The sequence below is a fragment of the Paenibacillus tyrphae genome (assembly GCF_027925525.1).
Taxonomy (GTDB): Bacteria; Bacillota; Bacilli; order Paenibacillales; family NBRC-103111; genus Paenibacillus_G; species Paenibacillus_G tyrfis_B.
Map to the genome: position 1 here is coordinate 106,223 of NZ_BSDJ01000013.1, position 13,595 is coordinate 119,817.

Genomic DNA, 13,595 nt, shown 5'->3' on the forward strand with positions numbered 1-13,595 from the left:
CTGACATGACAAAAAGCTTCCAGCCCTTACGGTGCAGGAAGTTTTTTGTCATCCCGTCTGCCCGGGAATCCGGCTGAAGGACTTGCGCTATACCTTCGTCCGCCGGCCTATCAGCAGCGTGACTACGAACAAAATCAGAAAGATAATGAACAATACTTTGGCGACTCCCGCCGCTGCGCTGGCGATGCCGAAAAATCCGAAAATACCGGCGATCACGGCGACGAGGAGAAAAACTAACGACCAGTATAACATGGATGTTCGCCTCCTTTGTCCAGCGGACCGTAAGTCCGTTTCTCGTTTCATGCTTCCTTACCCGGCTCGTCTCCGCCTGAATCAGCGCCGGTTTCAGGCCGCAGGGGAAAAGGTTAATGAGGAAACAAGAACGTTTGCCAGAATGGAGGAAGCTTTATGGACCAGCGTACCGTTCGGTTTTCCAACGCCAGTTGGTCGTGGACGTTGATGACGGCCCGTGAGGACACCGGGATACCCCGGGTTCGCTCCGGGGGGACTGCGAAGCTGCTGCAGGGCTTTATCGTTTATTCGCTGCATCCCGAGAATGGGCAACAAAAAATGTTTTATCGGGTCGACGAATCGGAGCTGCTGACCTTGCAGGAAGGGCTGTACCCGTTTGACGACGAACAGGAGAAGCATATGCTTTCGTGCATGGACCGATGCCGGACGGCGCTGCAAGGGTTCTGCATGCTGATCGGAGAAGTGGCGCTGACGTTTTTATCGCAGATGGAAGAGCTGGAATGGAAGCTGGAGGAGCTGGAGGGCCGGATGAAGCGCAGCAACGATTCGAAGGTGCTGGATGAAATTATGGATCTTCAGTATGAAGTGCTGGACTGGCACCGCATTCTTCAGCCGCTCGAAGAGTTTCACGCAGCCGCCAAAGGGTGGGCGGAAGACAGCCCCTGCCACGAGTACGACAACAACGAGCTGCTGCTCCAAAGGCTGCATTCCCGGCTGAACCGCTATCGCACCGAGCTGGACATTCTGCTGAATATCGACAACAATATCGCGACGTACCGGGGCAACGAAATTATGAAGACGCTCACCGTATTTTCCGTCATTTGCACCCCGGCTACCGTATTCGGCTCCATCTGGGGCATGAACTTCAAGCGCATGCCCGAGCTTGAGCTGCCGTTCGGTTATGCGCTGGCTATCTCCGCCATTGTTCTGTTGACTTTGTCCGTTTATTTTTGGATGCATTGGAAGGGCTGGACCGGCGATCTGTTGAAAGGGAAAAACAAAGATTCCAACATCGTCTGACGTACGCAAAAGACGGCCCCTGCGCCGCGCAGAAGGCCGTCTCTTAGAATGAGCGAAGAATCGAAATTAGGCCGCAGGGTCCGGCTTGCCGAGAAACTTCCAGAATACGCCGCCGAGCAAATCCTCGATATCGCGGCGGATTTCCTCTTCCTCCAGCCGCCAGCCGGCGTCGAACAGGTCGCCGTATTTATCGCAGAGCACTTTGCCGATAATCGCTCGCGAGTGATCCCATTTGTACAAGAGCTGATCCAGAATACGGCAATCCGAGTGCTGCGGAATGACGCTGCCGCCAAGCAGCTCAAGACGCATCCGCGTAATCTCCTCGATCAGACTCGGGTTGTTCAGAAACCACCAGCAGCCGAATACGAGCAGGTTGCGGTTTTTCCGCGCGGTGACGGCGAGTTCATGCTGGTTTTCCCGGGACAGCATCGTGACCAGAAATTTCACGTCCTGATACTTGCTGACGATTCGCTCGACCGCGCCGATGTCACTTTTGCCAACGCTGTCGCCAGCATCCTTCAGGGACGGATTGACCTTGCGCTTTACCCCGATCATCATCGCAAACGGTATTCCCGCTTCCCGCGCAACCGGCACGATACATTCGTCGATGATGCGGACGCGCGCGGAATCCTCCGGATACGCAAAATCGTTCGGCAGCGAAACGGCCATATACAGCGGGTTCATCCGGGCAATCCAATCCTTCAGGAAACGGCGGATTTCGGCGAGCGTGCCGCCGGACAAGTCGGCGCTGACTTCGTAGCCCTGCTCCTTGAGCTTGCTCCAGGAGCTGTCCCACAGATTAAGCAGCGGATCGATCCGCAGTGCGGCCAGGAAGCGGGGGTCCTGACTTGCGCCGGACTCCCATTTCCCGCGCTCGTAAGCATCGAACGGATCGTTGGTCATCACGACCGTCTTCACGTTTGCCAGCTTCAAAATGCGGTCGATGTAGTCGCTGGCGCTGACGCTGCGGAAATACGCACGGTACTCCTCCAGGTCGCGCTTCGACAGATCGAAGCCGAGCCGGCTCAATACCGTGACGACGCCGCGGCACGCTTCGCTGTAAGGCGAATGGTCGATAAAGAGCGTCCGCCAGATCAAGTCGGCCTGCTCCTGTTTGGAGAGCTGCCAGAAAGCGTCGTAAGACAAATCCGGGCGGAAACGGAACGTTTCGGCGATCAGATAATGATACGTCAGCAGCTCGTCTACTCCCCACAGCAGCAGGTCTCCGAACGATTCGGCAAACAGATGGGTATGAATATCGGTGACCGGGGTGGTGCGCACCGTTTCGGTCACAAAAGCGGTCAACTGCTCCTTGGTTGCAATCGTCATGATATCGGTAGTCCTCCCGAAAATCGATTAATGTTCACGTGAACAATTAGGTTAATTATAGCACTTATTTTGGCTTTAGGATAGAGATGGGCTTATGCCCGTGCCATTTATTTTAGCCGGGCATAGCATGAAGGGACGATTGCAAACCATTCGGATAGGGGCGAATGCCGATGGGATTGTTCACTTCCTTGCTGCTCATCCTGATCTTATTTATTTTGCTGCTGATCGTTTTGGTGGTGTTGGCCTGATACGAATCGCTGCACACGAACACTGGCGCGGGAATATAAAGCGCAGTAAAAACAGCCCGGGAGCCGTTTGGGAGAAACGGACCGGGCTGTTTTCGTCATGGCTTAAAACCCTTTATATTGGGGCTCCTCATTTTCGAGCTGCTGCACACGCGAGCTGACTTGGTCAACGATCTGCTGCGTTTGCTGTGCGCAATTTTGGAACAGCGTCTTGGCTTCCTGATTTTGCGTGCTCAGCGCGAACGTTTCCAAGCTGGCTTGCGCGCTTTTCAGCGAAGCCAGCGTCGTTTTTACTTGGCTTGCCACGGTCATCATTATCACCTCCACTAACGATAATGTGCGCGATTAAGAAGCAGCTAATGAATGTAAATAACTACCTGCCATAACTCTTCCGTTTCGGCAAATAATTTAATTGATCTCGTTACACCAAGAAAGCTAAGCTCGCACGGAAAAGGAGAGGGATTCGTTGCAGGATTGGATGCACATTTTTTTTCGGGCGCTTTTGACGATCGCGATCTTGTTTTTGATGACCCGAATTTTGGGGAAAAAGCAAATATCTCAATTGACCTTCTTCGAATACATAACGGGAATTACCCTTGGCGAGGTTGCGGGCTTTATGTCCACCGACGTCGAAGCGAACTACATGCACGGCTTTATCGCCTTGCTGCTCTGGTTCGCGGTTCCACTGCTGCTGGAGATGCTGACGCTCAAAAGCAAGCGGCTGCGGGAATGGTTCGAGGGAAAAGGAACGGTGTTCATCAAGGAAGGCAAAATTCTCGAGGACAATCTGAAGAAAGAACGCTATACCGCCGACGAGTTGCTGGAGCAGTTGCGGGCCAAAAGCGTATTTAACGTGGCCGACGTGGAGTTTGCCATGCTGGAACCGAGCGGAGAAGTCAGCGTGCTGCTGAAAAAAGAAAATCAACCGCTCACGGCGAAGCATCTTGGAATCAAAACGGCGCCCGAACGCGAGTCGCAAGCGGTCATTATCGACGGCAATATGATGGACGAGCCGCTGGCCACAGCCGGACTGAGCCGGGAATGGCTGTTCACGGAGCTGGAAAAAATCGGCGTGACGCTGGAGAACGTATTCATCGGTCAAGTGGACGCCTACGGAGGGCTGCACGTCGATTTGTACGATGACATGCTTCTGGTGCCTGACGATGTGTCAAAGCCGCTGTTGTTTGCAACGCTCAAGAAATGCGAAGCGGATTTGTCGCTTTACGCTCTCGCGGTTAAGAACGAGGGCGCGAAGCACGTATACGAGAGCTGCGCGGAGCAAATGAACCGGATCCTGGAGCAGGCCGAGCCTCTGTTGAAGCGATAAAACCATGCGGGAGGAGCAGCGAGCATGACCACAAAGTCCAAAATGAAAAAATTGACCTGGACCCAGCAGGAATATCAGGAATTCGCGAAAAAGAGAGAGCCGGCGCGTCCGGTGCTCCAAAACTGCATTCGCGCTTTTATTGCCGGAGGGTTCATCTGTCTGATCGGACAATTCGTCTCCCAATTTTTTATTTACTGGTTCGGATTTACCGAAAAAACGGCGGGGAATCCGACGGTAGCGGTGATGATTTTCCTGTCCGTCGTTCTGACCTGCCTCGGCGTATACGACAAAATCGCCCAATGGGCGGGAGCCGGCTCAGCCGTCCCCGTCACCGGATTTGCCAACTCGATGTGCTCCGCGGCGCTGGAGCATAAAAGCGAAGGCTACGTGCTGGGCGTCGGAGGCAACATGTTCAAGCTGGCAGGTCCCGTTATCGTCTACGGGACGGTATCCGCATTTGTGATCGGTCTCATCCACTGGCTGTTCGGATTGGGGGTCAAATGAGATGCTGAAGGGAGCCCAAAGCTGGGAATTCAAGAAGCGGCCGGTCATCCGGGGGACGGCTACGATCGTCGGGCCGGACGAGGGCAACGGACCGCTCGGCAACGAATTCGATATCGTGCACGCGGATTCGACGATCGGACAGGACAGCTGGGAGAAGGCCGAGAAAAAAATGCTGGAGGAAGCGGCGAAACTGGCCATCGAAAATGCGTGCTTGACCAAAGAGCACATCCAGTTCTATGTCGGGGGCGACCTGCTGAATCAGATTATCAGCAACAGCTTTGCGGTCCGGACGATGCAAATCCCGTACCTCGGCATCTTCGGCGCTTGCTCGACTTCGATGGAGGGGCTCGCCGTCGCGTCGCTGATCGTGGACTCCGGCTTCGGCCATCATGTGCTGGCCGGCACCTGCAGCCATAACTCCACGGCGGAGAAGCAGTTCCGCTATCCGACGGAATACGGCTCGCAGAAGCCGCCGACCGCGCAGTATACGGTAACGGGCGCGGCTTGCGCCGTTGTGGGGAACCACGGCCCGGGACCGGTCGTGACCGGGGCGACGATCGGCCGCGTCATCGACATGGGCATCAAGGACCCGTTCAATATGGGGGCTGCGATGGCCCCGGCGGCGGTCGATACGCTGCAGTCGCATTTTCGCGATTTTCAGCGGGAGCCGGGCTACTACGATCTAATCGTGACCGGCGATTTGTCGAAGGTCGGCTACGAAATCGCCTGCGAGCTATTGGAGAAGCACAAGGTGCCGATACATCAAACGTCCTATAAAGACTGCGGCCTGATGATCTTCGACCGGGAGAAGCAGAACGTGCAGGCCGGCGGCAGCGGGTGCGCCTGCTCCGCCGTCGTCACCTACGGTCATATTTTGAAGCGCGTGAAAAAGGGGGAGCTGAAGCGGGTGCTCGTGGTGGCGACGGGAGCGCTGCTGTCTCCGCTTTCTTTCCAGCAAGGAGAAAGCATTCCCTGCATCGCCCATGCGGTAGCGATCGAAAGCGAGGTGCGTTAGATTATGGATTGGATGCAGTTTGTTTGGGCGTTTATCTTCGGCGGGGCCATCTGCGTGATCGGGCAGCTGTTGATTGACGTCATGCGGCTGTCACCCGCGCATACGATGAGCACGCTGGTCGTCGCAGGAGCGATTGTCGACGGCATTCCGATCGGCAATAAGAGCCTGTACGACCGGTTTATCGAGTTTGCCGGCGCGGGGGCGACCGTACCGATCACAAGCTTCGGCAATTCGCTCGTCCACGGCGCGTTAGCCGAGCTTAAGCTGCACGGCGTCGTCGGCATTATTACCGGCATTTTCGAGGTGACGAGCGCGGGCATCTCGGCGGCTATCATCTTTTCGTTTCTTGCGGCGCTCGTGTTCAGACCGCAAGGCTGAGCGGGATTTTAACATTTTCCACGAACCGACCTGTCCGCGCGTGCCCCGGCGACTTTCCGGGGTTTTTTGCATTTCGCCGAACAATTTCATCGGTTTTACACGTATACGCCGTTTTTTGAATCCTGTACAATAAGGAAATAACGTTTTCCTTGACGATCGTTTTGGTTTTGTTACATTTTGTTGCAATTTGGCGTTATTTTCCCCATATGGAACCATTTTTGACAACTTTATTTCCCGTTCTTACGTATATACTTTGTACGATAACTTTTCGAGGAGGCCCGGACGATGGAAACGATGATACGAGAAGATATTCAAGCCTTGAAGCGCATACAAGCGAATTTGGCATCCTGCATCCTCGGCAAAACGGACGAGATTGTGCTGCTGATGACCGCCATGCTGGCAGGAGGCCATGTGCTGCTTGAGGATGTGCCCGGCACCGGCAAGACGGTGCTGATCAAAGCGCTTGCCAAATCGATCCGCGGCCAGTTTCGCCGTATTCAGTGCAATCCCGACCTTCTACCCACCGATATTACGGGAGTTTCGATCTATCATCCGAAGGACGAGGTATTTATTTTCCGTCCCGGACCGATCATGACGCATATTTTGCTGGCGGACGAAATTAACCGGGCGACGACCAAGACGCAATCGGCGCTGCTCGAAGCGATGGAGGAGCGCCATGTGACGGTCGACGGGGAAACGTACGAGCTGCCGAAGCCCTTCCTGCTGCTCGCAACGCAAAATCCGATTGACTTCGAGGGTACGTACATTTTGCCGGAAGCCCAGCTGGACCGGTTTATGATGAAGTTCAGTCTCGGCTACCCGGATGCGGATACGGAAACGAAGATGATTTTGGCGCAAAGCGTCGTCCATCCGCTCGAAGAGCTGGAGCCGGTTGCGGACAGCGAGCAAATCTTGGCGATCCAGAAGCAGGTCAAGCAGGTGCATCTCGACGAAGCGGTAGCCGCTTATCTGGTCGCTGTCGCCCGTCTGACGCGCGAGCATGGCTCGATCTATCTCGGCGCCAGCCCGCGGGCGACACTTGCGCTCGTGCAGGCCTCCAAAGCGCTTGCATTAATTCAGGAGCGGGACTATGTCATCCCGGACGATATTAAATTTTTGGTGCCGTACGTGCTCGGCCACCGCATTTTGCTGACGGCCGAAGCCCGGATGGAGGGGGCTACGGTGCAATCCGTCCTGCAATCGGTTGTGCAGCAGGTGAAAGTGCCGGTGCGTTGGGAGAAGTGAGCATGATGAAACCTTCCTTCGCTCACAGGCTTCCGTCCCGGCTACGGTTCAGCCGCAAATTTTGGGCGGTGGCGACGGCTTTTGCCGGAAGTCTCGGCTTCTTGCTGTTTCAGGGCGGCAAGCTCGCTTTAATGCTGTTCGTGATGATGACGATTTTGAGCGTTTATTTGCTGCTGGGGCAGTGGAGCGGCATTAAGCGGACCCAAGGGGTACGCACGCTGTCCGGCGGCGATTACGGCTCTCTGCTGCCGGCGGGCAGCTCGCTTGGGATAACGATTCAACTGCAAATTCCGGGCATATGGCCGATCCCCTATTTGTTTATCAAGGATCGCTTGTACCATAAAAGCGGGCGCGAGCTGACGTTTGAAGCAACGGTCGTTCCCGACTGGCGGCGGCGCGCGGAATGGGAATACCGGACTCCGGCGATGCGCCGGGGCCGCTATACGTTCGGACAGACGGAATGCGTGACGGAAGACGTCTTCGGCTTGTTCGAGCACAAGGGCAGTCTGGAGCTGCCCCAGAGCATCGCCGTGCTGCCGCAGACCGTGCCGATCCGGGAATGGCAGCAGTACAACCAAATGATCAAAGGAACGAGCCATCACTCGTCCACGACCCGGGCTGTCCGGGAGACGACGCAGATCAACGGGGTTCGCGAATATATTTACGGAGACCGCCTATCCCGCATTCACTGGAATGCGACCGCCAAGACCGGCACTTGGAAATCGAAGGAATTCGAGCGCGAATCGCTGCCCAAATCGTACTTGATACTCGACAGGGCGGGGCAAGCCTACGGGGACCCCGATCAGTTCGAATTGGCCGTATCCGTAGCCGCATCCTTGTTTCAGTACGGCTCGGAACGGGGGCTTGCGCTCGGGCTTGTTTCCACAGGCGCAGACGACGTCTATTTTGAACCCAAGACCGGGCAAACGCTGTATCAGGCGGCGCAGCAGCATTTCATCGATGTGGAGGCCGACGGCGCCCATGACATCCGCCATGTGCTCAAAACGAAAGTGCATCAACTGGTCCCCGGCAGCTTCGTGACGCTGATCAGCCCGATGTCAGGCGAACCGATGCTGCAGGTGCTGGCCTGGCTGAAGCAGCAGCAGATGAATCCTTGCCACCTCTGGATCGGCGCCGCCCGCGGCAAAGAGGGCTGGGTCAAGGATTTGCATGCCCGGGGCATTCCCTGCTATGCCGTAAGGCAGCTGTCGGAGCTGCCCGGACTGTTGGGAGGTCGGAAGGGATGAAGCAGCAGCGAATGTGGCTTAAGCGTCTGCTGTGGGACGAATGGCCGCACCGCTTGTCGGTGTTGTTGTCCGGTTTGATTTTGCTCCAGTTCGTGTACTGGTTCGCCAAAGAAGACGGCTTCTGGCTCCCGGAGACGGTCGCCATCGTGAAGTTGACGCTTCTGGCGGTCTTTGCGTTCGAGCATTTGACACGGCTGCATTGGATCGTGCGAGGTATTTTGCAGCTTGTCTCCATCGTGGTCATCAACGTGCTCGTGCTGGAGCAATTTGAAGTGATCGCGCCGATGAAGGCGTCCAGCTTTGTGGGCTCGAAGCTGTTCTTGAACCTGTACGAGCTTACGCCGTATTTGTGGTTCGGCATGGGCGCCTGGGTCGTTTACGTGACGCTCATTTGGTGGGTGGAAGTCAAGTGGCGGGTATACATTCTGCTGGTGGTCAGCGTGCTTGCGCTCTGCATCCGCGATTCGTTCTCGTCCATCTATCTGTGGCCGCAAGTGGCCGCGATCGTCGGCTGCGGGCTGCTGCTCCTTATTCTCAATCATTTCGCGCAGCTGCGGCGCAAAGATCCGACCGCTTGGCGGCATTTAGCGGAATATCCGGCTTCCATCGCCATGACGGTCGCCTCGTTGATCGGGGTGACGGTGCTTGCCGGATCGCTCATGCCCGAGGTCGGACCGATGCTGACCGACCCGTATACCGCTTGGCGCGCATCCCGGGGAGAGCCGATGGCTTTCACCACAGGCAAAGGTGTTACCGTCCCCCCCAGCGAAGCGATGGATTCCTCGTCGGGCTACAGCCGGAGCGATGCGAATCTGGGAGGCGGCTTCCGGTTCGACTATACACCGGTTATGAGGGTAGAAACGGATCACCGCGCTTATTGGCGGGGCGAGACGCGTTCGCACTATACCGGCAAAGGCTGGGAGGAAAGCGACAGTGAGCGGCGCGGTCCGTGGAACGCGGTCAGGCCCGAGGCTCCGCTTCCGGCGGACGCCCGGTTGACCGGCTCCAAGGCGAAGACGGTGGAGGTGAAGCAAACCGTCACGCTGATGTCGGAGCAGCAGTATCCCGTATTGTTCGGAGCCTACTCCATCCAGAAAGTGATGGGGCTGAACGGCGCCAAAAACGGCTTCGACCCGCTGCAATGGTCGGCTCCGCAATCCGAGATCCGCTACAGCGAGCGCCAGCCGTACCCGCAAACGTATACGATCGTGTCGCAAATGCCGGTTGTTAACGAAGAAGCGCTGCGGAAGCTGCCTCTTGTGCCGCCGAAGCAGGATATGGCGGAATTCGTCCAGCTGCCGAGCAGCGTGCCGGAACGGGTCCGCAAGCTGGCTGCGGATCTGACAAAGGATGCGGCCAGTCCGTACGACAAAGCGAAGAAGCTGGAGCAATACTTGCAGACGAGCTTTCCGTATACGAACAAACCCGACATCAGCAGGGGCCAGAGCCGCGATTTTGTCGACCGGTTCCTGTTTGAAATTAAAGAAGGTTATTGCGATTATTACTCTACCGCGATGGTGGTGTTGTCCCGCTCGATTGGGCTGCCGGCGCGCTGGGTCAAAGGCTATGCGTCGGGGACGCCGGATTTTCAGCAGACGGAGCTGCAAGGCTTCGCCCCCCACGAGCTGCTGATGGACCCGGATGGCGGCGGGGTCTATACGGTACGTAACTCCGACGCCCACTCCTGGGTCGAGGTCTATTTCGATGGCTACGGATGGATTCCGTTCGAGCCGACGGCAGGCTTCGCGATGCCGCGCGCCGTACTGCTGGAAGAAACGTCCGCTTCGCCGGTAGAGCCGCAGCCTGCTCCGAAGCCGGAGACGATGCCGGCAGAACCTGCCGTTGAAACGCATCATGTGACCGCGTGGAGCATTGCCGCTGCTGTGATCGTCGTTGCCGCATTCCTCGCCTGGAAGTTGCAGGTGGTCGAGTTGTTGAAGGAACGCGCTCGTCGCCGCCGGGCTTCGCTGCTGAAGCAGAAGGTTATCGTGGAATGCGAACGGCTGCTGCGCATTTTCCGGCGCAACGGGTATGTGCGGGAGGAGCACGAGACGCTGCGCGAAGCGGTGCGCCGCTGGTCTCGTCAGAGCCGGTGGATGAGTGAAGAGCTGGAGGCAGTGCTTCACGTATTCGAGAAGGCGAAGTACGGAAAAGCGGAGATCACCGAGGAAGACTGGAAGAAAACGAACCAAATCGTCGAACGGTTGCGTTCGCAGATGTAAATGTAAATGATCGGCAGACCGCGCCTTTGCGGAGGGCGGTTTGCTTTTTTTGTTCGCTATTTTGCAACAAAATGGACAGTTATGGTATAGTTTGACGTATACAGCCTAATGTCTTTCGAGGTGAATTCTTTGCTGAAAAAGCTAATTCCGCGTCAACAAGTCAACACGATATTTGACATAGATCTTCAAGCGTTATGGGAGCAGGGATACCGCGGCATCATAACGGACTTGGACAATACGCTGGTAGGAGCCAAAGCGCCTCTTGCCACGCCGGAGTTGCTGGATTGGTTGAAAGTCGTGGGGCAAATCGGCTTTCAGGTCGTCATTGTGTCGAACAACCAGCGGAACCGGGTTACCAAGTTCGCCGAGCCGCTGTCCCTGCCTTTCATTTATCGTGCCCGTAAGCCGACAAGCGCAGCGTTCCGGAGAGCCATGAGCATCATGAATTTGCGGGCGCAGCAGACGGTAGTCATCGGGGATCAGATGCTGACCGACGTGCTGGGAGGCAACCGGATGGGGCTTTATACCATCCTCGTCAAGCCGATTTCTCTTGCGGACGAGGGCTTTTTTACGAAGGTAAACCGAAGGATCGAGAAGGCCGCATTAACTATAATGAAAAGGTAGGGAACGTATGACGGCCCACAATCAACATTCCGAAACCAACCGCTGTGCGGGCTGCGGCGTAGCGCTCCAAACGGAGCAGCCGGACCAGCTCGGCTATGTCCCGGCTCAAGCGCTTGCGCGCACGCCGATCATTTGCCAGCGATGTTTCCGCATCAAGAATTACAATGAAGCTTCGGGCATTACGCTCAATCAGGACGATTTTTTGCGGCTGCTCACCCATGTGGGGGGAACGGACTCGCTGGTCGTGAACATTGTCGATATTTTCGATTTCGAGGGCAGTATGATTTCCGGTCTAGCGCGGTTTGTCGGCACCAACCCGGTCATCCTGGTCGTGAACAAAATCGATCTGCTTCCCAAAGTGACGAATTACAACCGGATCGTGAACTGGGTGCAGAGACAGGCGAAGGAAGCGGGACTTCGGGTCGTGGAAGTCGTCCTGTGCTCAGCGAAAAAAAATATGGGCTTCGAGCGGGTTATCGAAGCGTTGGAGCTGCACCGCAAAGGGCGCGACATCTATGTCGTCGGGGCGACGAACGTCGGCAAATCGACGCTCATCAACCGGCTTATTCGCGATTACAGCGATTTGGACGCCGAGCTGACGGTGTCGCAATATCCGGGTACGACGCTTGATCTCGTGCGCATTCCGCTGGACGACGGCGCCTCGATCATCGATACGCCGGGCATCGTGTACAAGCATCGTCTGACGGAGCTCGTCAGCAAGAAAGATTTGATGAAGGTGATGCCGGACAGGCCGATCAAGCCGCTGGTGTTCCAATTGAACGATCAACAGACGATCTTCTTCGGCAGCTTGGCGCGCTTCGATTTCGTACAGGGCGAACGGCAATCGTTCACGTTCTACGTTTCCAACGCGCTCCAGGCCCATCGGACGAAGCTGGATCGGGCGGACGAGCTGTACGAGGAGCACCGGGGCGTGCTTCTGTCGCCGCCAAGCCTGGTAGAGCTGGAGGAGTTACCCAAGCTGACCAAGCATCCGATCCGCATTCCGAAGAATGCGAATCTGGACGTCTCGGTCTCGGGCCTCGGCTGGATCAAAGTAAACGGCACTGCCGGAGCGGATCTGGTCATCCACGTGCCGAAAGGCGTGAAAGTCGCGGTTCGGGAATCGGTCATCTAGCGGGGAGCGGGAGGAACGGACGAGAATGAGCAAGCATAAACTGGACAGCCACACGATTTTGTACGGAGTGTTCGGCGATCCGATCCGGCATTCCAAATCGCCGATCATGCTGAACAGGGCATTCGAAGCGGCGGGAATCAATGCGGCGTACGGAGCGTTTCACATCCTGCCCGGCACGCTGAAGGACGCGGTGGCCGGCATCCGGGCGCTGCAATTCCGCGGGGTCAATGTGACGATTCCGCACAAGGTCGAGGTCATGTCCTATTTGGACGAAATCGACGAAGGAGCCCGCGCCATCGGAGCGGTGAATACTATCGTTAACGAAGGCGGCCGGCTGATCGGCTACAATACGGACGGCATCGGGTATATGCGTTCGCTCCGCGAAGAGACGGGCATCTCGCTGAAGGGTCGCAAGGTGCTTATGATCGGCGCAGGGGGAGCGGCGCGCGGCGTCGGCTACGCGCTGGCCCGCGAAGGAGCGGAGCACATCTACATCGCGAACCGCACGAAGGAGAAGGCGCTCGACCTCGCTTCGTCGATGAGCGAATTCGGGAGCGTATCCGGGCACGGCCTGGACGAGATTCCGAAGCTGGCCGGAGAGGCCGCTCTGATCGTCAACAACACGCTGCTCGGCATGCATCCGAACGTGGACGAAGTTCCGATGGACATCTCATTAATTCGCCCCGAGACGGTCGTCAGTGATCTGGTGTACAACCCGCTGATCACCCGTTTCCTGCGCGAAGCCCGCGATCAGCGCGGCGCTGTCATTCACAGCGGCCTCGGCATGTTCATATATCAAGGCGCGTACGCCTTCGAATATTGGACCGGCCAGCCTGCTCCAATCGCCGCCATGCGCGAAGTGGTGGAACAATCTTTTATGGAGTCGGTGCAGTAGAATTTTTGAAGAACTTGGAAGAACGCCTGCGTTTCGGTTAGGCACGGATTTGGCAAGGGTTTACTTTGCGGGTTTTGGGTTTGTTGGGGTTTTAGAAAGCGTCCAGGGCGCTTCATGACAAGGTCATGAGCCCCTGACGCCCCGGTTTGCGCCTTGC

Annotated in this window: 14 protein-coding genes; 11 read left to right on the forward strand and 3 right to left on the reverse strand. The window is 56.6% G+C overall.

The window, feature by feature from the left end:
- Positions 1-87: 87 nt before the first annotated feature.
- On the reverse strand, positions 88-252 hold the full coding sequence (locus QMG93_RS17790; RefSeq protein WP_216796581.1) for a DUF1328 domain-containing protein: 165 nt from the start codon (positions 250-252) through the stop codon (positions 88-90).
- Positions 253-408: 156 nt separating this feature from the next.
- On the opposite strand from QMG93_RS17790, the gene QMG93_RS17795 reads away from it, so the two are divergent.
- Complete coding sequence (locus QMG93_RS17795) at positions 409-1,272, forward strand: CorA family divalent cation transporter (RefSeq protein WP_281938719.1); 864 nt, start codon at positions 409-411, stop codon at positions 1,270-1,272.
- Between the two features lie 66 nt (positions 1,273-1,338).
- On the opposite strand, the gene QMG93_RS17800 is transcribed toward QMG93_RS17795, so the two are convergent.
- Together QMG93_RS17800 and QMG93_RS17805 are read right to left on the reverse strand one after the other, a co-directional pair.
- Positions 1,339-2,601, reverse strand: a complete 1,263-nt coding sequence (locus tag QMG93_RS17800; protein ID WP_281938721.1) for a glucuronate isomerase — start codon at positions 2,599-2,601, stop codon at positions 1,339-1,341.
- A gap of 350 nt (positions 2,602-2,951) precedes the next feature.
- Complete coding sequence (locus tag QMG93_RS17805) at positions 2,952-3,158, reverse strand: DUF1657 domain-containing protein (RefSeq protein ID WP_253412675.1); 207 nt, start codon at positions 3,156-3,158, stop codon at positions 2,952-2,954.
- Between the two features lie 154 nt (positions 3,159-3,312).
- On the opposite strand from QMG93_RS17805, the gene QMG93_RS17810 reads away from it, so the two are divergent.
- The 10 genes from QMG93_RS17810 to QMG93_RS17855 all read left to right on the forward strand — a co-directional run bounded on the left by QMG93_RS17810 (position 3,313) and on the right by QMG93_RS17855 (position 13,438).
- The gene (locus QMG93_RS17810) at positions 3,313-4,173 is read left to right on the forward strand and encodes a DUF421 domain-containing protein (RefSeq protein WP_281938722.1); all 861 of its coding nucleotides are present in this window, start codon (positions 3,313-3,315) and stop codon (positions 4,171-4,173) included.
- Positions 4,174-4,197: 24 nt separating this feature from the next.
- Entirely contained in the window at positions 4,198-4,677 is a 480-nt protein-coding gene (spoVAC, locus tag QMG93_RS17815; protein WP_281938724.1) for a stage V sporulation protein AC, read from the forward strand.
- Position 4,678: 1 nt separating this feature from the next.
- Complete coding sequence (spoVAD, locus tag QMG93_RS17820; RefSeq protein ID WP_281938727.1) at positions 4,679-5,692, forward strand: stage V sporulation protein AD; 1,014 nt, start codon at positions 4,679-4,681, stop codon at positions 5,690-5,692.
- A 12-nt stretch (positions 5,693-5,704) separates the two neighbouring features.
- Positions 5,705-6,070 carry a stage V sporulation protein AE gene (spoVAE, locus tag QMG93_RS17825; protein WP_281938843.1) on the forward strand — a complete coding sequence of 122 codons (366 nt, stop codon included), beginning with the start codon at positions 5,705-5,707 and terminating at the stop codon, positions 6,068-6,070.
- 285 nt (positions 6,071-6,355) lie between these two features.
- Positions 6,356-7,315 (forward strand): AAA family ATPase, encoded by a 960-nt coding sequence (locus QMG93_RS17830; RefSeq protein ID WP_281938729.1) that lies wholly within the window; start codon positions 6,356-6,358, stop codon positions 7,313-7,315.
- A gap of 2 nt (positions 7,316-7,317) precedes the next feature.
- Positions 7,318-8,562 carry a DUF58 domain-containing protein gene (locus QMG93_RS17835; protein WP_281938731.1) on the forward strand — a complete coding sequence of 415 codons (1,245 nt, stop codon included), beginning with the start codon at positions 7,318-7,320 and terminating at the stop codon, positions 8,560-8,562.
- Entirely contained in the window at positions 8,559-10,784 is a 2,226-nt protein-coding gene (locus tag QMG93_RS17840; protein WP_281938733.1) for a DUF3488 and DUF4129 domain-containing transglutaminase family protein, read from the forward strand. Before QMG93_RS17835 ends, QMG93_RS17840 begins: the two co-directional genes overlap by 4 nt.
- Positions 10,785-10,892: 108 nt before the next feature.
- On the forward strand, positions 10,893-11,408 hold the full coding sequence (locus QMG93_RS17845; protein ID WP_331488643.1) for a YqeG family HAD IIIA-type phosphatase: 516 nt from the start codon (positions 10,893-10,895) through the stop codon (positions 11,406-11,408).
- A 7-nt stretch (positions 11,409-11,415) separates the two neighbouring features.
- Complete coding sequence (gene yqeH, locus QMG93_RS17850; RefSeq protein WP_281938736.1) at positions 11,416-12,543, forward strand: ribosome biogenesis GTPase YqeH; 1,128 nt, start codon at positions 11,416-11,418, stop codon at positions 12,541-12,543.
- 25 nt (positions 12,544-12,568) lie between these two features.
- Complete coding sequence (locus QMG93_RS17855) at positions 12,569-13,438, forward strand: shikimate dehydrogenase (RefSeq protein ID WP_281938739.1); 870 nt, start codon at positions 12,569-12,571, stop codon at positions 13,436-13,438.
- The last annotated feature ends 157 nt before the right edge of the window (positions 13,439-13,595 follow it).